The 20,855-nt window shown below is 48.4% G+C and carries 12 protein-coding genes; all 12 read left to right on the top strand.

Annotated features, from left to right (window positions below):
* Nucleotides 1-260: 260 nt before the first annotated feature.
* The 12 genes from ABC831_RS12525 (at nucleotide 261) to ABC831_RS12470 (ending at nucleotide 20,776) form a co-directional block, all read left to right on the top strand.
* Entirely contained in the window at nucleotides 261-1,178 is a 918-nt protein-coding gene (locus ABC831_RS12525) for a glycyl-radical enzyme activating protein (RefSeq protein ID WP_343248460.1), read from the top strand.
* 18 nt (nucleotides 1,179-1,196) lie between these two features.
* Nucleotides 1,197-3,596, top strand: a complete 2,400-nt coding sequence (locus ABC831_RS12520) for a glycyl radical protein (protein ID WP_343248459.1) — start codon at nucleotides 1,197-1,199, stop codon at nucleotides 3,594-3,596.
* Nucleotides 3,597-3,804: 208 nt separating this feature from the next.
* On the top strand, nucleotides 3,805-4,536 hold the full coding sequence (locus tag ABC831_RS12515) for an SDR family NAD(P)-dependent oxidoreductase (RefSeq protein ID WP_343248458.1): 732 nt from the start codon (nucleotides 3,805-3,807) through the stop codon (nucleotides 4,534-4,536).
* Between the two features lie 502 nt (nucleotides 4,537-5,038).
* Nucleotides 5,039-5,926 carry an RpnC/YadD family protein gene (locus ABC831_RS12510; protein WP_343248457.1) on the top strand — a complete coding sequence of 296 codons (888 nt, stop codon included), beginning with the start codon at nucleotides 5,039-5,041 and terminating at the stop codon, nucleotides 5,924-5,926.
* Nucleotides 5,927-6,362: 436 nt separating this feature from the next.
* Complete coding sequence (locus tag ABC831_RS12505; protein WP_343248456.1) at nucleotides 6,363-7,694, top strand: substrate-binding domain-containing protein; 1,332 nt, start codon at nucleotides 6,363-6,365, stop codon at nucleotides 7,692-7,694.
* Between the two features lie 211 nt (nucleotides 7,695-7,905).
* Complete coding sequence (locus ABC831_RS12500) at nucleotides 7,906-9,414, top strand: sugar ABC transporter ATP-binding protein (RefSeq protein ID WP_343248455.1); 1,509 nt, start codon at nucleotides 7,906-7,908, stop codon at nucleotides 9,412-9,414.
* 21 nt (nucleotides 9,415-9,435) lie between these two features.
* Entirely contained in the window at nucleotides 9,436-11,091 is a 1,656-nt protein-coding gene (locus ABC831_RS12495) for an ABC transporter permease subunit (protein WP_343248454.1), read from the top strand.
* Between the two features lie 1,222 nt (nucleotides 11,092-12,313).
* Nucleotides 12,314-13,918, top strand: a complete 1,605-nt coding sequence (locus ABC831_RS12490) for a response regulator (RefSeq protein ID WP_343248453.1) — start codon at nucleotides 12,314-12,316, stop codon at nucleotides 13,916-13,918.
* The gene (locus tag ABC831_RS12485) at nucleotides 13,915-15,768 is read left to right on the top strand and encodes a cache domain-containing protein (RefSeq protein WP_343248452.1); all 1,854 of its coding nucleotides are present in this window, start codon (nucleotides 13,915-13,917) and stop codon (nucleotides 15,766-15,768) included. Before ABC831_RS12490 ends, ABC831_RS12485 begins: the two co-directional genes overlap by 4 nt.
* A 3-nt stretch (nucleotides 15,769-15,771) precedes the next feature.
* The gene (locus tag ABC831_RS12480) at nucleotides 15,772-16,746 is read left to right on the top strand and encodes a sugar ABC transporter substrate-binding protein (protein WP_343248451.1); all 975 of its coding nucleotides are present in this window, start codon (nucleotides 15,772-15,774) and stop codon (nucleotides 16,744-16,746) included.
* Nucleotides 16,747-16,786: 40 nt separating this feature from the next.
* Nucleotides 16,787-17,902, top strand: coding sequence for a galactose ABC transporter substrate-binding protein (locus ABC831_RS12475; RefSeq protein ID WP_425524584.1), 1,116 nt, complete (start codon nucleotides 16,787-16,789; stop codon nucleotides 17,900-17,902).
* A gap of 33 nt (nucleotides 17,903-17,935) precedes the next feature.
* Nucleotides 17,936-20,776 (top strand): NYN domain-containing protein, encoded by a 2,841-nt coding sequence (locus ABC831_RS12470; protein WP_343248450.1) that lies wholly within the window; start codon nucleotides 17,936-17,938, stop codon nucleotides 20,774-20,776.
* The last annotated feature ends 79 nt before the right edge of the window (nucleotides 20,777-20,855 follow it).

Below are 20,855 nucleotides of genomic sequence, written 5' to 3'. Positions count from 1 at the left end.
CTTAGAACGGCTTACGCAGAAGTCGGGAGAACCTCGCAGGGCCCGGAACACTGTCCGAGCCGTCCTGTGGCGAGTTTGTTCCGGGCCCTGCCAATAAGAGGTTCTCCCGACTTCGGAGTTAGCCGTTCTTAGGTCCGGCCGAAGTGATTTAGCCCCGCGAGATTTGCTGCCCGGCTCCCCAAGACACGCCGCTTCCCTTCCGCCCGGACCTCAGTATCAAAATGTGCAGAACTAAGCAAAGAGGAAAGGTAAGAACGAGCATGGAAAATGGCGGGAAAGGAATTATCATACAAATACAGAAATTCAGTATTCACGACGGACCGGGTATCCGTACCACCGTATTTCTCAAAGGTTGTAACCTGCGGTGCAGATGGTGCGCAAATCCGGAATCCCAGCTTGGACAGCCGGAATTCACACTGGACCGGTTAAAATGTATCCGGTGCGGGCGCTGTATGGAAAATTGTGATCAAAAGGCCCGTACGATGACAGGGCCGCAGGAGTATCCGGCAGTCGATCCGGCTGGCTGTACCATGTGCCTGGCCTGTGAACAGCATTGCCCGCAGCAGGCGATCGGACACGAAGGGTGGCTGGTCACCGCCGACGAGGTGGTGGCCGAAGCAATAAAGGATAAGCCATTCTACGATCATTCCGGCGGAGGGGTAACCTTATCCGGCGGAGAAGTGCTGATGCAGCGGGATTTTGCAGTCTGCCTGTGCAGGAAACTTCATGAGAACGGCGTCCATGTGGCGGTGGAGACGGCTGCTGCGGTTCCTTCGGAGCAGTTCCTGGAACTGTTAAGGGAAGTGGATTATCTGTTCGTGGACATGAAGCATTACGACAGCGGGAAGCACAGGGAAGGAACCGGAGTTGGAAATGAACAGGTCCTGCAGAATATCGAAATACTGCGGGACAGCCATAAGCCCTATCGGATACGTATTCCTGTGATACCAGGTTTCAACGACTCGGTCAGGGACGCGGAAGGCTTCGCGCAGCTGCTCTGCCGGCTGGGTGTGCCAAAAGTCCAGCTTCTTTTGTTTCATCAGCTGGGAGAACGCAAATACGAGCTGCTGGACCGGGACTATACATATCGGGGAAAACCGCAGCTGCACCCGGAGGATCTGGAGGCATACCGCAGTACATTTGAAAAATATCACATTAAAGCCCGGATCGGGGCATAGAAGGAGAGACATAACACTATGGAATCATATTTTGGAACATCCACCCAGAGGATAAAAAATTTCCGGGAAAAACTGCTGGCGGTGACACCGGCTGTCTGCACAGAGCGGGCGGTTCTGACGACCAAAGCCTATCAGGAACATGAGATGGATCAGGTGGTGTTAAAGCGGGCTTATATGGTCAAGGAAATACTGGAGAATATGAGCATATTTATCGAACCGGAGACTCTGATTGTGGGTAACCAGGCGAAAGAAAACCGTTCTGCTCCTATTTTTCCGGAATATGCGATGGATTGGGTCATCGAGGAGCTGGACGAATTCGATAAGAGAAACGGCGACCGTTTTCTTATTTCCGAGGTAAATAAAAAGATCCTGCGGGATATGTATCCCTACTGGAAAGGACGGACCCTGCAGGATAAGGGGTACGCAGCATTTCCAGATGAGGCGAAGGTAATCTATGACCTGGGAATTATACGAAACGAGGGAAATATCACATCCGGCGACGCCCATCTGGCCGTAGACTATCAGACCGTCTTGCAGAAAGGGCTCGGCTATTACCGTATGCGCACCCAGGAGAAATTAGACGGCCTGGATTATGCTGAGTTTGACAATATGAAAGCCAGCTATTTCTATCGGGCCATACTGATCGTCATCGATGCAGTGGAAACATTTGCCCACCGGTACGCCCGTCTGGCTGCAGAGCAGGCTAAGACAGCAGGGACTCAGAGAAAACGGGAACTGGAGCAGATCGCGCGAATCTGTGAAAGAGTGCCGATGGAACCAGCGCAGACTTTCCAGGAAGCTTTGCAGAGTGTCTGGTTTATCCATCTGATCCTGCAGATTGAATCCAACGGCCATTCGCTTTCCTTCGGCCGTTTTGACCAGTACTGTTTCCCCTATTATGAAAAAAGTATCCGGGACGGAATGAAGCAGGAGGAAGCGGAAGAACTTCTGGAGAATCTCTGGTTAAAAACCCTTACAATCAACAAGATCCGCAGCTGGGGCCACACCCGCTTCGCAGCCGGCAGCCCTATGTACCAGAATATTACGATCGGCGGGCAGACGGTGGACGGCAGGGATGCGGTAAACCCGCTGACCTGGGCGGTACTGCGCAGTGTGGCGCGCACCCACCTGCCCCAGCCGAACATGACGGTCCGCTATTTCAGCAATATGAGTCCGGAGTTCATGAATGCCTGTATCGAATGTATACGGCTGGGCTTCGGTATGCCCGCCTTTAACAACGATGAGATCGTCATTCCATCCCTGATGGACAAGGGAGTCAGCAAAGAGGATGCTTATAACTACAGCGCCATCGGCTGTGTGGAGGTGGGGGTCCCCGGGCGGTGGGGCTACCGCTGTACCGGCATGAGTTATCTGAATTTCCCTAAAACTTTGATGACCGCGCTGAACGACGGTGTGGATGTAAATACGGGTAAGAAGATCTGCAAAGGCCTGGGACATTTTCTGGATATGGAAAGCTTTGAAGACGTAATGAAAGCCTGGGATTATACGGCCAGGCAGCTGATCCATATCGGGGTGATCCTGGACAACTGCGCGGATATGGTGGTAGAGCAGGAAGTCCCGGATATCCTTTGTTCGGCATTGGTCGATGACTGTATCGAGCGGGGAAAACATCTGAAAGAGGGCGGCGCACACTATGATATTATCAGCCAGCTGCAGGTGGGCGTGGCGAATCTGGGAGATTCCCTGGCCGCGCTGAAAAAATGTGTCTATGAGGAGGAGCAGATATCCCGGAAGGATTTGTGGGATGCCCTGATGAATGATTTCGCAGACGAGGAGGGGAAGAGAATCCGCAGGCTCCTGATGCTGGCGCCCAAATATGGAAATGATAACGACTATGTGGATGATCTGGTTAAGAGAGGCTATGATACCTATCTGGATGAGATCAAAAAATATAAGAATACCCGATATGGAAGAGGGCCGATCGGCGGTACCTACTATGCCGGGACTTCCTCGGTGGCAGCCAATGTTCCGCAGGGGGCGGGCACCTGTGCCACGCCGGACGGCCGCCATTTTGGAGAACCCCTGGCGGAGGGGTGTTCGCCGTCCCACGCGGTGGACTTATGCGGGCCGACCAGTGTGTTCAAATCGGTGTCTAAGCTTGAGACTTCCCAGATCTTCGGCGGAGTGCTCTTGAATCAGAAGGTTACCCCGGCGATCCTGGAACAGCCGGAGGACAGACAGAAGCTGGGGCTGCTGATCCGGACCTTCTTTGACGTATTAAAAGGCTGGCATGTCCAGTATAATGTGGTGTCACGGGAAACATTGCTGGACGCGCAGAAGCATCCGGATCAGTATCCGGACCTGATCGTACGGGTGGCCGGGTATTCCGCTTTCTTTCATGTTTTATCCCCGCAGACCCAGAATGACATTATTGCGAGAACGGAGCAGCGGTTCTAAGAGGAGCAATACGGCCGATTATACTTTGCGGTGCTTTTAGACTTGGGGGGAAGTGTAATAGTAGAACTATTGTGTTTCGTTCTATGAGGAATAATTGGTATTAAAGTTTCGTATGAAATAATGAGTTCGCAAAAGATGGATTATGGATTATAATGGAAAATGGAATGGAAACCTATTTGTGCGGGAAAACGCAAGACTGGAGGAAATCATGAATAACAGGTTACAGGGTAAAACGGTTATCATAACGGGCGCGGCTGGCGGTATCGGCGAGGTGCTGAGTGAGAAACTTGCGGAGTGCGGGATGAATATCGTGCTGACAGGACGCCGGAAAGAGGCGCTGGAGGCAGTGGCTGAAAAAGTGGAACAAATAGGGGGAAAGGCCTGCGTCTGTCCGGGAGACCTGTCGGATATGAATTTTTTGGAGGAGCTGCTTGAACGGACACAGACAGCTTTCGGGGGAGTGGATGTGCTGATTAATAATGCCGGACTTTCTCACAGATGTCCTGTGGAGGAGATGACGCCGGAGTTGTTTGAAAGTATTATGAAGGTAAATGTGCAGGCGCCGTATTTCCTGTGTCAGAAGGCGGTTCCTTATCTTAGAAAATCCGATTTCGCTACGATTATTAATATCGGCTCTGTCGTATCACATAAAGGATATCCGCTGCAAAGTGTCTATGCGGCCAGCAAACATGCGCTGCTGGGCTTTTCCAAGTCACTTGCGAACGAGGTGTTTAAAGAAAATATCCGGGTACATGTAATTAGTCCGGGTAGTGTCTTTACGGATATGATCGCGTCGGTACGGCCGGATCTGAGCCCGGAAGGCATGATTCTGCCGGAGGATATGGCGGAAATCGTGATCTTTTATCTGGAACACCGGCATACAAATGCGGTGATTGATGAGATTGAAGTTCACCGGGTGACAAAGGAACCGTTTGCGTAACCGTTTTGTGCATGGGATGCAGGCGGCAATATGATAAAAGAAAAGTCCCGGGAAGAAGATTATCGTTTTGCTGTTTTTGCCCGTCAGACATGCAGGCTGGCGGGCTTTTCGCATGCTGCGTTCGTGGGATACGACATAGATGTTTGGAGAATAGAATGCTTATATATTTGACTTGAAGAATGATAAGGCTTGTGATATGCTTGTTAAATAATATCGGGTATGAGTTGAGTTTATGTACTGTCTGGTATTTCTATGTATGGTTATCAGTGAGATATGGGAACAACCTCTAATTATGAAGAAATATTCTATTTACGGTAATAAGTATCAGCATTAAGTATCAGCCAATTCAGGCAAAAGATTCCAGGATAACAATAGGATACACATTTAATTATAATAACAAAAGAAAGCTTAACTGTTGTACCATATGTGGTTTCATACTATAATAAACTTATAGCAGAAAATTAGAGACAGGTTCTCATATGGCTTTGGAAAGGCAGGCTATATGAAAGAAAACCAAAGACAAGAGCCGTCTGAAGATTATATTCATTTGGAAGATCTGGCGATGAAAACGGCGGCTCAGTATTTTGGAGAGGAGTTGCTGCATTATTTAGGGGTGGAACAGAAGGTGGCTGCCATCGTCCCGACGGAAACCGTTCATTTGGAGGCCAGGAAGATGTTCCAGGACTTTAATTATGAGCTGGAGGACGGGATGTGGCTTCATCTGGAGTTCGAGAGCGATCCCATACAGATCGCAGATTTAAAGAGATTCCGGGAGTATGAGGCGGCAACCAGCAGGACGTATCAAGTCCCGGTGATTACCTGTGTAATCTGTACGGCAAGAGTCAGGCATATCCGTTCAGAACTCACAGAAGGCCTGAATACATACCGGGTGAAAATTGTCCATATGAAAGAGAAAGACGCGGATGAAATTTTTGAGGGACTTTATGAAAAGATAGGAAAAAGGGAATCGCTTAAGAAGGATGACTTGCTGCCGATGCTTTTGAGTCCGCTGATGGGAGGGACTATGCCAAATAAGGAGAGAATCAGGGAAAGTATCGTTATCTTGAGCAAGTCCAAAGCAGAAGTCGACAAGGAAGAGCTGGTAAAAATGCAGGCCGTTCTGTATGCTCTGGCAAATAAATTGCTGGATGATATGGATTTACAGGAAATAAAGGAGGTTATGGCTATGACAAGATTAGGGCAGATGCTGATGGAAGATGGGATTGAGAAGGGCATTGAAAAAGGCATTGAAAAAGGGGTTGAACAAGGACAAGACAGAGTAAATGCACTCAATGCGAAGTTGGCTGAGGCCGGAAGAACGGAAGACATCATTCGTGCCTCCATAGATAAGCAGTATCAGCAGACCCTGTTTGAAGAGTTTGGAATATAAGCATAGAATCATTTTATTAGAGAAACGCAGCGGACGTATGACCGCTGCGTTTTGAACTGGAGAAGTAGAGCGGATACAAAAATTCAGATGCTGCCGGGTATAGATTCACAGATAAAACCCGGCAGCGTCTATTTTTTTGCAGAAATGCTAGTGCTCCATCCGGCCAGAAACCATAGTATCAGCACTGCCTGTTTTGTCATCTGCCGCGTTGTCGTCAGTCAGCGGAGGAACCACTCCGCTTCCCTCCTCCGGGTTTAGGACATTAGACGCAAAAAAACGGAAAATTACTTTTTGTTTTGCTATATATGACCAATAGTATCTTAAAAATTTCAATGGAAAGCAAAAAATATTCTATGTTTTCTTTGATCTGAATTGAATATACTGGAAACATCAACAAAACACATGAACAAAGAGTGTAGAAAGGGAGAAAAAGTTTATGAAGAAAAAAGTGGTTTTAATGATGATGGCGGCACTGCTTACCTTTTCCATGACCGCGTGCGGTTCAGACAATTCTTCGTCGGGTGAGGCGGACACATCCAAACAGCCGGAACAGACGGAGCAGTCAGATCAGACGGATCAGTCGAAGCCGGCGGATTCCGGGGCAGAGGTGGCAAACAAGGACAAACCCCTGGTGTGGTTTAACCGTCAGCCGTCCAACAGCTCTACCGGGGAACTCGATATGGCAGCTTTGACCTTCAATGACAATACATATTATGTAGGCTTTGATGCAAATCAGGGCGCTGAACTTCAGGGGACAATGGTCAAAGATTATATTGAGAAAAATATCGACAAGATCGACCGCAATGGAGATGGAACCATTGGCTATGTGCTGGCGATCGGTGACATCGGCCATAATGATTCCATCGCGCGTACAAGGGGTGTCCGTAAAGCCCTTGGCACAGGGGTCGACAAAGACGGAAATGTCAATAGTGAGCCGATCGGTACAAACACAGATGGTTCAGCAGCTGCAGTACAGGACGGAAGCCTTGAGGTGGGCGGGAAAACTTATGTTGTCCGCGAGCTTGCTTCCCAGGAAATGAAAAACTCTGCAGGTGCAACCTGGGATGCGGCTACAGCAGGAAATACGATTGGTACCTGGTCCTCTTCTTTTGGCGATCAGATTGATGTAGTCGTTTCCAATAACGATGGTATGGGAATGTCTATGTTCAATGCATGGTCAAAGGATAACAAGGTTCCTACCTTTGGTTATGATGCCAACAACGATGCGGTGGCAGCGATCGCGGAAGGCTATGGCGGAACAATCAGCCAGCACGCGGATGTACAGGCATATTTGACTCTTCGTGTTCTTAGGAATGCTCTTGACGGAGTTGATATTGATACCGGTATTGGCACTGCGGACGAGGCGGGCAATGTCCTGTCTTCAGACGTATATGTGTACAAAGAGGCGGAACGTTCCTATTACGCGTTGAATGTGGCGGTTACCAGTGATAATTACCAGGATTTTTCTGATTCCACAAAGGTATATGAGCCTGTATCCAAACAGCTTGACGCAAGCGCGCATCCTTCTAAGAAGGTATGGCTGGATATTTACAATGCCGCTGATAACTTCTTAAGTTCCACATATCAGCCGCTTCTTCAGAACTATGACGATCTGTTGAATCTTGAGGTTGATTACATCGGCGGTGATGGACAGACAGAGTCCAATATCACAAACCGTCTCGGAAATCCAGGCCAGTATGATGCATTTGCCATTAATATGGTTAAGACAGATAATGCGGCCTCTTATACATCTTTGCTTAGTCAATAATAGCTGTTAAAACAGAATGGATGGGCTGTTAGGGAGAATAGTATTCTCCCTAACACCTTATTTAAAATCCATTCAGCTCTCTGCAGGTGTCTTTTTCAAACTCTATGAACAGAAAAAAATAAATTCCGCTAACAGCGGGATACATGTAACCACGATATTATAAAGAAAGGAATATGATGTATTTCGTTGAAAACATCATACAAGTAAAAGTATGGAAGATAAGAAAGCTGATATTGTCTTATCGATCAACGGCATGAGTAAGTCCTTTGGCAGGAATAGAGTCCTGGATCATATCAGTCTGGATGTGAAACGCGGAACTGTCATGGGTCTTATGGGGGAAAATGGTGCCGGTAAGTCGACGATGATGAAGTGTCTTTTTGGTACCTATCAAAAGGATGAGGGCAAAATCTTCCTTGAGGGAAAGGAAGTAAGTTTTTCCGGGCCAAAAGATGCCCTTGAAAACGGTATTGCGATGGTTCACCAGGAATTGAATCAATGTCTGGAAAGAAATGTAATTGATAATCTGTTCCTCGGACGTTATCCGGTGAATTCCATGGGTATAGTGGATGAAGGCAGGATGAAAAAGGAAGCCTCTGAGCTGTTTCGGAAACTGGGCATGACTGTTAATGTCACTCAGCCCATGCGGAACATGTCTGTATCGCAGAGGCAGATGTGTGAAATCGCCAAAGCGATATCCTATAATTCCAAAGTGATTGTTCTTGACGAGCCGACCTCCTCCCTGACGGTACAGGAGGTGGATAAACTTTTTGAGATGATGAGAATGCTAAAAGAACAGGGGATCTCCCTGATCTATATTTCTCATAAAATGGATGAAGTATTTGAAATTTGTGATGAGATATCGGTGCTCCGGGACGGGAATCTCGTCATGACAAAGAGTACCAGGGATACGAACATGAATGAGCTGATCGCGGCCATGGTTGGACGTTCCCTTGAAAACCGCTTTCCTCCGGTGGACAATACACCTAAAGATGTGATTTTTTCTGTGCAGAATCTGTCCACTAAGTTTGAGCCTCATTTACAGGATATTTCCTTCGATGTGAGGGAAGGAGAAATATTCGGGCTGTACGGTCTGGTTGGAGCAGGACGGACAGAGCTTTTGGAGACGATCTTTGGTGTCCGTACCAGAGCGGCGGGACGTGTCTACCTGAATAACCGTCTGATGAACTTTAGCAATGCAAAGGAAGCGATGGAACACGGGTTTGCCATGATTACCGAGGAGCGTAAGGCCAACGGGCTTTTCCTGAAGGGCAATATTACATTCAATACCACGATCGCAAATCTGGAACAATACAAGTCCGGATTCGCGCTTTCTGATGCAAAAATGATAAAGGCAACCGGAAAGGAAATTAAAACCATGCATACGAAATGTATGGGTCCGGAAGATATGATGTCGAGCCTTTCGGGAGGCAATCAGCAGAAAGTTATTTTTGGCAAATGGCTGGAGCGGGCCCCCCAGATTTTTATGATGGACGAACCGACAAGAGGAATCGATGTTGGTGCGAAATACGAAATATATGATTTGATTATTAATATGGCGAAGCAGGGAAAGACGGTTATAGTTGTTTCATCTGAAATGCCGGAAATTCTGGGAATTACGAATCGTATAGGTGTAATGTCAAATGGACGCCTTTCCGGAATTGTGAATACCAAAGAGACAGATCAGGAGGAGCTTCTAAGGCTCAGTGCAAAATACCTATAATAATATGGGGGAGCGATAGATATGGCGAAAGAAAACAGTAAAATTCTAACGGCTGACCAGGAAATGCAGCTGCGTCAGCCAATCGAGGCTTATGTGGGCGCGATTCAGGAAAAGATTGACAGCCTCAGAGTGGATGGCATAGACAAGGTTCTCTCTTGTCAAAACCAAATTGACGGGATAAAGAGGGATCGTAACCTTACCAAAGAAGAAAGGGATGCCAAGATTGCCGAAGTCCAGGACGTCCTGAACAAAGCAAAAGAAATAAAAGAAAAAAACAAAGACGAAATCTCAAAATTAATAGCAGATGCGGAGGCTTATCTCAAGGCACATTTCGACCAGGAATATTATCAGCCGGTAAAAGCAAGCTGCGAGCAGGAAAAAGCATGCGCCAAGGAACAATACCGCAAGATGCTTGAGGAACTGCAAAAAGAGCATCAGGAAATTGTATCCAAAATTACCGACCATAAAGAATTAAAAGATGAAAAGTATGTCTATAAGAACCGGCTGTTCGACGCGAAGATGAAACTGGATAAAGATCTTCAGCAGATAAAGGACAGAAGACATGCGGCTTATAACTACAAATATCATCTGATCGACCTGCTCCGGATGTCAAAATTCACCTTTATGGAGTCAAGAGCACAAAAATGGGAAAATTACAAATATGTCTTCAACCGCAGAACATTTCTTCTGCAGAATGGCTTATATATTGCTATTATCCTGATTTTTATCATGCTGTGTATTATTACGCCGGCGGTGAAAAATTCACCACTTCTTACTTATAACAATGTATTAAATATTCTCCAGCAGGCTTCGCCGCGGATGTTTCTGGCGCTTGGTGTAGCGGGTCTGATCCTCCTGACCGGCACGGACCTTTCCATTGGCCGAATGATTGGTATGGGTATGACAACAGCAACGATTATTATGCATCAGGGCATTAATACAGGAGGAGTGTTTGGACATATTTTTGATTTCACAGGGATGCCCATCGGTGTAAGAGTGATATTCGCACTGATCATGTGTACACTTTTATGTACCTGCTTCACCGCAATTGCAGGTTTCTTTACTGCAAAATTTAAAATGCATCCCTTCATATCAACCATGGCAAATATGCTGGTCATATTTGGACTGGTAACCTACGCGACCAAAGGCGTGTCCTTCGGCGCTATAGAACCGACCATTCCCAGCATGATTATTCCGAAACTAAACAATTTCCCCACGATTATCCTATGGGCAGTAGCGGCAATTATCATTATATGGTTCATTTGGAACAAAACAACCTTTGGTAAAAATCTGTATGCGGTTGGAGGAAACCCGGAGGCGGCAGCCGTTTCCGGTATCTCGGTATTCCGTGTAACAGTGGGAGCGTTCATTCTGGCAGGTATCCTCTACGGGTTCGGCGCCTGGCTGGAATGTGCCAGAATGGTTGGTTCCGGATCTGCCGCCTATGGTCAGGGCTGGGAGATGGATGCGATCGCAGCCTGCGTAGTAGGCGGCGTGTCTTTCACCGGTGGTATCGGCAAGATATCCGGTGTGGTCGTCGGTGTGCTGATTTTCACCGCCCTCACCTATTCCCTTACCATCCTCGGTATCGACACCAACCTGCAGTTTGTTTTTGAAGGTATCATCATCATAGTAGCAGTAACACTTGACTGTCTAAAATATGTTCAGAAAAAATAATGTTTATCGTTTGTGACTGCTTAGGCGGCGGGAGCCTGGAGTCTGGAGCCTGGAGCCTGGAAAGGGACGGGAGCGGATCGCTTGTGGCCGGGGCTCCGAATGGGGTACGTCAGATGGATGAAACCTCGCAGACTCCGGGACGCCTCTTTCCCGGGTTTGGGTGGGACCGCCCTTAAGGCTGGGGACAGCAGGCGGTATCCGGGGACGCTCCCGGCGGCCGGGTTCTTTTGTGTCTCCTGGGGAGCGCTTAGGGCTTGCGCTGGCATCCGCTAAGTGAAATCGAAAAGCCAGGTTCAGGAACCGAGCCTATTCACCAGGAACACAGGATGTGTTCCCGGTTCAGAGGCTCTTGCCCGTCGGACGTGAAGTCCGCCGGTCATCCTGAACCTGGCTTTCCGATTTCACTAAGCGGATGCTCAGCCGCCCTATGCGCTCCCCAGGAGACACAAAAGAACCCGGCCGTCGGGAGAGTCCCCGGATACCGCCTGCTGTCCCCAGCCTTAAGGGCGGTCCCACCCAAACCCGGGAAAGAGGCGTCCCGGAGCCCGTGAGATTTCACCCATCTGACGTACCCCATTCGAAGCCCCGGCCACAAGCGATCCGCTCCCGTCCCCGAAACTCTCCCAGCTCCAAGCCGCCCCCCTTTGGTGCCTTTAAATACATTATAAAGTCTACGAAAACCGGCTGAACTAGAAACACAGTCCATCCCAAACGATTCCAAATCAAATAAGCAACGATCCCATAACACATCACCAACAAAACAATCAAGAAACAGCATATAATAACACATACCAGTCTGAACACAAACCGCTTTTTTTAAAGCAGGGGTGAGCGGGATGGGGGGCGGCCTTTCGGAACCGGGCGGCAAATCCCGCAGGGCCAAATCACTTGAGACCGGGCCTTAGAACGGGTTACGCAGAAGGTGGGAGAACCTCGCAGGGCCTGGAACACTGTCCGAGCCGTATTGTGGCGAGTTTGTTCCAGGCCCTGCCAATAAGAGGTTCTCCCGCCTTCGGAGTTACCCGTTCTTAGGTCCGGCCGAAGTGATTTGGCCCTGCGGGATTTGCCGCCCGGTTCCGAAAGGCCGCCCCCCATCCCGCTCACCCCGGACCTAAAAACCCCCACCCCCCATAGCTCGTGAAAAAGGAGTGCCTGCATTTACATTTATTAGGGCATTTGTTATAATAATTCACAACAGGCCGGAAAACAATGGGGGGAAGATATGGCTGCATATACGGTACTTTTGGTGGATGATGAGGAAGAAGTAATACAGGTCATCATGAAGAAAATCAATTGGGAAGGGCTGGGCTTTTCCGTGGTGGGGTATGCCAACAATGGTGTCAAGGCACTGGAGATGGTGGAGGAATTTCAGCCGGATGTGGTTATGACGGATATCAAAATGCCGTATATGGATGGTTTGGAATTGTCCCAACATATTAAGACGGACTATCCGACCACCAAGATTTTGATATTTACCGGGTTTGATGAGTTCGAATATGCCAAAGAGGCGATCCACCTGGAAATCGAAGAGTATATCTTGAAGCCGGTTAATTCTGCGGAACTGGTGAATGTGTTTACACAGGTGAAGATCAAGCTGGATCAGGAAATAAGTGAAAAAAGAAATGTGGAGATACTGCAAAAGTATTATATGGAGTCCCTGCCGCTTCTGCAGGCAAACTTCTATTCCACTCTGATCGAAGGAAGAATCCATGAGGATGAAGTATCCGATTATCTCTCCAATTACCAGATTTCTTTTCCGGGACCTTTCTTCTGCTGCCTTGTTATTTATGCGTCACCAAGCCAGATCCCAAAGGAGATGAATCCGCTGCTCTTATCGATGTCCGTACAGAAACAGGCGGAGGAACGTCTGGGGGAAAAGTGGCAGGCAAAATCTTTTTCCTATCTGGGGAATACGGTTTTGATTGTACAGCTCAAAAATGAAACGGAAATCTCGGAATTGACCGATGAATGCGACCGGTTTTGCAAATATGCCTATCGCATCATTGGGGCTGTCGTTACGGTGGGGATCGGCCAGGTCTGTGAAGATATTCTTGAATTGTCACAATCATATACCGATGCAAGAGAGGCTGTCTCCTACCGGGTGATCTATGGTACCTCCAGGGCGATTAATTTCAAAGAGATAGCGCCGCAGGAGATCAGTAAATCCGGGTTAAGCAATGATACGGAATTATCAAATTTGTTTAAGAACATTCGTCTGAATTCTGCGCCGGATATTATCGAAGCAGTCAATAAGTACCTGGACCATATATTATTTTCTTCAAAATCTTTGCAGCAGCATCATATAGCCATTATGGAATTAATCAGCGAATTGTATAAGTTCTGCATAAATAACGATATCGTGATCGAAGAATTTACGGAAGATATGAGAAAGCTGTATAATAGCCTTCTTGACCTGGAACCCAATGCGCTGCGAAAATGGCTTATTGATATTGGTCTTACTTTCCATGAAAAATTAATCAGCGCCCGTAGCAGATCGACAAAATCTTTTGTGTCTAAGGCCGAGGAATATGTCCGCGTCAACTATTCGGATGAGGATCTCTCTCTGGACAGTATCTGTGAGGTTTTGGGCGTATCGAATTCTTACTTTTCGACTATTTTTAAAAAAGAAACAGGGAATTCGTTTATCGGCTATCTGACGGATTACCGGACGGATCAGGCATCCCGCCTGCTGATCGAGACAAATGAAAAAAGTTATATTATAGCAAGAAACGTGGGCTATACGGATCCAAATTATTTCAGCTATGTATTTAAAAGGCGGTTTGGCGTATCGCCTTCAAAATACAGGACGGAGCATACGAAAGAGTGAAAAATAAGTATTTCAGGCACTGGAAAAGGGTAAATCCCAGAGGAATACAGTCTACGATTATGTTTGCGTTTTCCATGATTGCCATTTCGACCATGCTGATTGTGGGAATCGCAATGTACATCCGGTTCTCCGCCTCATCCCGGCAGGAAATCATACAGAGCAGCCAGAAGCTGATGGAGCAGGCCGGGGAAAACCTGGAAGATTATCTGCTCAGTATGCGGCAGATATCGGATGCGGTGTATTATAACGTAATCAAGGAAAATGATATTTCAAACAAAGACAATGATATCCAACGCGGGATGAATCTCCTGTATGAAGCGAACAGAGATAATCTGCGGAGCATTGCCATTTACAATAACTATGGAAGTCTGCTGGCGGCAGAACCGGTCGCATCGCAGAAAGAGGACCCCAATGTCACCAGCCAGGACTGGTACATACAGGCCCGGGCCGAGATGGAAAATATGCATTTTTCCACACCTCATATTCAAAATCTGTTTAATGATGCCTCGTTCCGGTATTACTGGGTGATCTCCTTAAGCCGTGTTGTCGAGCTGACGAATAACGGGGATTCTCAGCTGGGGGTTCTCCTTGTGGATATGGATTATTCCAATATTTCACGGATGATGAAACAGATCAATACGTTGAATAACGGACAGTACTACTATCTGTGTGACAGCAACGGAGAAATCATTTACCACATGCGTCAGATCCAGATCAGCGACGGTATCAGCAGTGAAAACAGTAAGGCCGCAGCTAAATACAAGGATGGCATCTATGATGAGGTGTTTGAGGGAGAACATCGTAAGGTGATAGTCAATACGATCAGTTATACCGGGTGGAAGCTGGTTGGAGTGATTCCCTATTCCGCATTTACCCATGGCATGGTCAATATCCGGTATTTTATTGCCGGTCTCATGTTTTTTATGGCGCTGATGCTTGTGATCATCAACCGCCTTGTGTCTGTCAAGATTTCCGATCCCATTTTGAAATTGAACCATTCCGTTATGGAATACGAAGCGGGAGAAAAGCCGGAGATTTACATCGGTGGTTCCCAGGAAATCAGACATCTGGCCCAATCCATACAAAGATCCTATGAGCAGATCGATACTCTTATGAGGGAGATCATTCTGGAACAGAATGAAAGAAGAAAAAGTGAACTGGATGCGCTGCAGAGTCAGATTAATCCCCACTTTTTGTATAACGCCCTGGAATCGATTACGTGGATGGTGGAGGGAGAGCGAAACGACGATGCCGTATTTATGATTTCCCAGCTGGCGAAGCTTTTCCGGATCAGCCTTTCCAAAGGCCGCACCATAATCAGTGTGAGCGATGAGCTGCAGCATGCACAAAGCTATATGAACATACAGAAGATCCGGTATAAAAATGCTTTTTCCATTGTATTTCAAGTAGATCCAGCGATCTGTTCGTATTGCACTGTAAAACTGATTTTACAGCCGATCCTGGAAAATGCGATAAATTATGGAGTAAACAGCACGGATGATTGCGGCGAGATCACGGTGACTGGCTGGCAGGAAGAGGATAAGATCATCTTATCGGTGACGGATAATGGAATGGGAATGTCCAGGGAAGAAGTAAGCCTCCTGTTAACGGACAGTAACCGGGTTCATAAACACGGCTCAGGCGTCGGTCTCGTGAATGTCAATAATCGTATCCAGATTGTCTTTGGCAAAGAGTATGGACTTATAGTGGAAAGCGAGCCGGATAAAGGTACCACGGTTTCAGTCTGCATCCCGGCGGTTCCCTATACGGAAGAAAACAGAAAGATACTGGAAAAGGGTAATATGTTTAGCAGAGAAGAAATGATTGACAAGAAAATACAGGGTAAATAGAAGATGGAGACTGGAAAAAAAGTAGTAATTCTGCTGGAAGCATTTTTAGCGTTAATGGTTCTTGCGGCGCTTCTCCTGATGCTGCAGGGGAAAAACGGACAAGACCTGGTTAAGGTGTCTGTGGTTGTCCGGAATTCGGATGATGCGCAGTGGTCCGCATTTAAATATGGTTTGAAAATGGCGGCGGAAGATCAGGGAATCGAAGTGTTTATTGTCAATACAGGGGAGACGCTGACCGTTGAGGAGGAGAAGAGCCTCATCGAATGGGAGATAGACAATGGGGCGGATGCGGTGATCGTGCAGCCTGTGCCGGAGACCGGGGCGGAGGAAATGTTAAAAAAATTCGAAAAAAGGGTCCCGGTTATGCTTGTGGAGTCCACGGCGTCAAAAGACAGGACGCTCACTAAGCTTCCTGTCACGGAACCGGACCATTATGCCATGGGCACTGTGCTGGCGGAGGAATTGCTGGCTGACTATAACGGTAAGGTAGATGGAAAAACTATAGGGATTCTCTCAGAAACCAATGATTCGGAGGCAGCGATTAACCGGGAGAAGGGATTCCGGGACAGACTCGCAGATACCAAAGCTGAGATTATCTGGAACGTTTCCGGTCATTCCGGGGAAGAAAAAGAGAATTCCCTGGCAGCCCAGCCTGAGGTCAATTTTGTGGTTGCGCTGGATGATGACAGCCTGACAGCAGCCGGGGAAGAATCTGCGGCCAATAATCTGCATGGAGCGGTCGTGTATGGAATCGGCCGTTCCACGGAAGCGGTCTATTATCTGGACACGGATCACGTGAAGTGTCTGGTGGTGCCCGATGAATTTAATGTGGGTTATCAAAGCCTGACTAAGACGGCAGAAAGCCTCAAGCGTCATTTTCATAAAGTGCAGGGCGAAACAGTTTCCCATACGGTACTGCGAAGGGAGACGCTGTTTTCAAAAGAAAATCAGGAAATCATATTTACCATGAGTCAATAGCAGCTGTTTTGATGAATGGGAGGAAAAGCAGAGGTATGGAATGAAATCTATAAAATTTTGGATTACAGGTACCATCTTTTGTATCAGTATGTGTTCTTTATGCGCCTGCGCAAGGCAGCAGACGGCCCCGCCTGATCAGATCCATGTGGGTGTGACATACTACAATCAAAGTGATACATTCCTCAATGAATTGCTTACCTGCTTTAAAGAGCAGCTCGATACTTCCGGAAGTGATAAACCCATGACGCCGGTGACGATCCGGGATGCGGCAGGGTCACAGCGGACTCAGAATGATCAGGTAAAGGAACTGATCGACGCGGGCTGTAATGTTCTCTGTGTGAATCTGGTAGAACGGGCAGATCCGTCGGATATTATTGATATTGCCAGGAATCACGATGTACCGATTATATTTTTTAACAGGGAGCCGGTCAAAGAGGATATGATGCAGTGGGACGGGCTCTATTATGTGGGAGCGGACGCAAAACAATCCGGCGTCATGCAGGGGGAACTGGCGGCCGACGCGATTTTGTCAAACAGTCAGATCGACCGTAACAGGGACGGGAAGATCCAATATGTGGTACTGGAAGGGGAGCCTGGTCATCAGGATGCTATTATCCGTACGGAAAATGCGGTGGAAACCTTAAAAAACAGCGGGATCGTACTGGAAAAATTAGGTTACGGGATTGCAAATTGGAATCGGGCACAGGCACAGAACAGAATGGAACAAATGCTGGGCCAGTTTCAGAATAAGATAGAACTTGTCCTGGCGAATAACGATGATATGGCTCTTGGGGCCATTGATGCCTATGAGAAAACTAATTTAACGGAGTCTGCCTATCCTGTGTTTTTTGGAATCGACGGCACGGAGGTGGGACTGGAAGCAGTCCTTGATGCAAAGCTATCCGGAACTGTATATAACGATAAAGAGGGACAGGCGGCGGCAATGGCAAAGTTGGCGGTTGCCCTGGTGTTGGGGGAAGGAATGGAAGAGATCGAATTTGAGAACGATAAATATATTTATCTCCCCTATGCTAAGGTTACAAAGGAGAATGCCAGTCAATTCCTCTCAGAAGAAGCCCTGCGCAAATATAATCCGGATGCTCCTTCGGCTGGGAACGGCTCTGATTCATCAGCCCCGGGCTTCATAGTACAATAATGAAAAGACTGGCCAAAGAAAGGGGCATTTTCGATGGATAACACAACTGGGAAGCAAGCTGAAAAACATATATGTGCCGGGCTGCTGGCCCACGTGGACGCAGGCAAGACCACGCTGGCGGAGAGTATTCTGTATCTGACCGGCAGCATCCGCAAGTTTGGCAGGGTGGATCACCAGGACGCGTTTCTGGATACCTTTGCGTTGGAACGGGCCAGAGGGATTACTATTTTTTCCAAACAGGCGGAATTCATGCTGGGTGACACCTGTGTCACACTTTTGGATACCCCCGGACATGTGGATTTTTCGGCGGAGATGGAGCGGACACTGCAGGTGCTTGATTACGCGGTGCTGGTCATCAGCGGGGCGGACGGTGTGCAGGGGCATGTGGTTACCCTGTGGCGGCTGTTGAAACGCTACCGGATACCGATATTTCTCTGGATCAATAAAATGGATCAGCCGGGGACTGACCGGCAGGAATTACAACGGGAACTTTGCAAAAAGCTGGATGATAGGTGCATGTATTTCGGAAAAGATCAGGACAGAGCTGTTTTCCTGGAAAATCTGGCCATGTGCGAGGAAAAACTGCTGGAGACCTACCTGGAAACGGGGGAGATAAGGCAGGATGATATCAGAAGCCTGATCCGTAATCGAAAGGTTTTCCCCTGTTATTATGGATCTGCTCTCAAAATGGAAGGGGTGGAAGAACTCCTGGAGGGATTGGAACATCATTGCCTCTGTCCCCGGTATGGGGAGGAATTCGGTGCCAGAATCTACAAGATCGCCCGGGACGATCAGGGAAACAGGCTGACGCATATGAAGATCACGGGCGGGAGCCTGAAGGTGAAAACGTTGCTGACGAACCGGCATGACACAGGAGGCATCAGCGGCCATGATCACACACAGGCAGAAGACAACGGCCGCAAAGACGGGATCTGGGAAGAGAAGGTGGATCAGATCCGCATCTATTCCGGTCCCCAGTACCGGGCGGTACAGGAGGTTACGGCCGGGACCGTGTGCGCGGTCACTGGCCTGACAAAGACGGTTTCCGGGGAAGGACTGGGTATAGAGACGCAGGGGAAGGTTCCGGTCCTGGAACCGGTGTTGACCTATCAGATCCAGCTGCCGCCGGAGTGCGATGTGCATATGGTGTTTCTGAAGCTTAAGATGCTGGAGGAAGAGATACCGGAGCTTAATATGGTATGGGTGGAGTCCGCAGGCGAGATCCATGCCCAGGTGATGGGTGAGGTACAGATTGAGATCTTAAAGAGCATGATCCGGGAACGGTTCGGCGTGGATGTGGAATTCGGGTCCGGGAGTATCGTTTATAAAGAGACGATCCAAAGCCCGGCGGAAGGCGTGGGGCATTTTGAACCGCTGCGCCATTACGCGGAGGTGCACCTTTTGCTGGAGCCGGGAGAACCAGGCAACGGCCTTGTCTTTGATACGGCCTGCAGTGAGGATGTACTGGACAGAAACTGGCAGCGGCTGATCCTGACACATCTGGAGGAAAAGGAGCATATCGGCGTCCTGACCGGTTCTTTGATCACGGATATGAAGATTACACTGACTGCGGGCCGGGCCCACCAAAAGCATACCGAGGGAGGCGACTTCCGGCAGGCGACCTACCGGGCGGTGCGTCAGGGATTGAAAACGGCCGATTGTGTGCTGTTGGAGCCGGTCTACGAGTACCGTCTGGAGGTCCCGTCCGAGAAGGTGGGAAGGGCTTTGTCCGATATCCCGAAGATGTGCGGAACGTTTTCGGGCCCGGAGACGGATGGGGACATGTCCATTCTGACCGGAAGCTGTCCGGTGGTTACCATGAGGGATTACCAGACCCAGGTGACTGCCTACACCAGCGGACGGGGGAGGCTGTCCTGCACGTTAAAGGGGTATGAGCCCTGCCATAACGCCGGAGAGGTGATCGATTCCATCGGCTATGATTCGGAGAAGGATCTGGATCATCCCACCGGTTCCGTATTTTGTTCCCACGGGGCGGGGTTTGCTGTCAGTTGGGACCGGGTCCGGGACTTTATGCACGTGGAGAGCGGATTTGTCTCCGGCAGGGAGCAAAAGGAAATGGAACCGGGCACATCTGCGAATACCGGCTCGAGCAAAGCTTCCCCGCAGGCGGACGAAAAAGAGCTGGAAGAAATCTTTGCCCGGACTTATGGGACAGGAAAGAGAGAATCACCCGGATGGGCCAGAACCTCGGGAAGAATTCAAAAAGGCAGAGGTGCTGAACATGAGGAGCGGGCAGGAAGAAGTGCCGGGCATGGGGAGAGGCCCGGCAGCGGAAGGAGTATAAAGCAGAACCGTCCGGAGGAAGAATATCTGCTGGTAGACGGCTACAATATTATATTTGCCTGGGATGACCTGAAGGAACTGGCAAAGGTCAACATCGGGAGCGCCAGGAATAAGCTTATGGATATTCTGTGCAACTATCAGGGATTTCTGAAAAACACGTTGATACTGGTGTTCGATGCCTATAAGGTGGAAGGCGGTCAGGGAGAAATATCCAGGTACCACAACATCCATGTGGTATATACAAAAGAGGCGGAGACCGCAGATCAGTATATCGAGAAGACGGTTCACCGGATCGGACGCAGGTATAACGTCACGGTGGCCACATCCGATGCCACGGAGCAGGTGATTATTCTGGGGCAGGGGGCAAGAAGGCTGTCGGCCCAGGGATTAAAGGAAGAAATCGAACTGATTAACGAGCAGATCCGAAGCGTCATTCATAATAAATATAAGGGCAGCAGGAACTACCTGTTTGAATATCTGCCGGAGGACATGACGGAAATTATGGAAGAAGTGCGGCTGGGAAGAAAAACTTTTGAGATGGACAAAAGCGGCCGGGACCCAGAGGAGTAAGAGCGGTAAAAACAAAAGAAAGGCGCCGCAAAATACGTTTTACCGCCAGATCCCCTGTATAGACACGTGCGGTGTATAC

Origin of the sequence: Diplocloster hominis (genome assembly GCF_032380655.1) — a bacterium.
Classification (GTDB): Bacteria; Bacillota; Clostridia; order Lachnospirales; family Lachnospiraceae; genus Diplocloster; species Diplocloster hominis.
The sequence above is the reverse complement of the archived record's forward strand: the minus strand, read 5'-3'. Positions and strand labels throughout refer to the sequence as shown.

What these genes read in the sequence shown, in the direction of transcription:
- ABC831_RS12470 (WP_343248450.1), top strand. Translation starts at nt 17,936, where the DNA reads ATGGATAACACAACTGGGAAGCAAGCTGAAAAACATATATGTGCCGGG.
- ABC831_RS12475 (WP_425524584.1), top strand. Translation starts at nt 16,787, where the DNA reads ATGAAATCTATAAAATTTTGGATTACAGGTACCATCTTTTGTATCAGT.
- ABC831_RS12505 (WP_343248456.1), top strand. Translation starts at nt 6,363, where the DNA reads ATGAAGAAAAAAGTGGTTTTAATGATGATGGCGGCACTGCTTACCTTT.
- ABC831_RS12480 (WP_343248451.1), top strand. Translation starts at nt 15,772, where the DNA reads ATGGAGACTGGAAAAAAAGTAGTAATTCTGCTGGAAGCATTTTTAGCG.
- ABC831_RS12495 (WP_343248454.1), top strand. Translation starts at nt 9,436, where the DNA reads ATGGCGAAAGAAAACAGTAAAATTCTAACGGCTGACCAGGAAATGCAG.
- ABC831_RS12520 (WP_343248459.1), top strand. Translation starts at nt 1,197, where the DNA reads ATGGAATCATATTTTGGAACATCCACCCAGAGGATAAAAAATTTCCGG.
- ABC831_RS12490 (WP_343248453.1), top strand. Translation starts at nt 12,314, where the DNA reads ATGGCTGCATATACGGTACTTTTGGTGGATGATGAGGAAGAAGTAATA.
- ABC831_RS12515 (WP_343248458.1), top strand. Translation starts at nt 3,805, where the DNA reads ATGAATAACAGGTTACAGGGTAAAACGGTTATCATAACGGGCGCGGCT.
- ABC831_RS12525 (WP_343248460.1), top strand. Translation starts at nt 261, where the DNA reads ATGGAAAATGGCGGGAAAGGAATTATCATACAAATACAGAAATTCAGT.
- ABC831_RS12500 (WP_343248455.1), top strand. Translation starts at nt 7,906, where the DNA reads ATGGAAGATAAGAAAGCTGATATTGTCTTATCGATCAACGGCATGAGT.
- ABC831_RS12510 (WP_343248457.1), top strand. Translation starts at nt 5,039, where the DNA reads ATGAAAGAAAACCAAAGACAAGAGCCGTCTGAAGATTATATTCATTTG.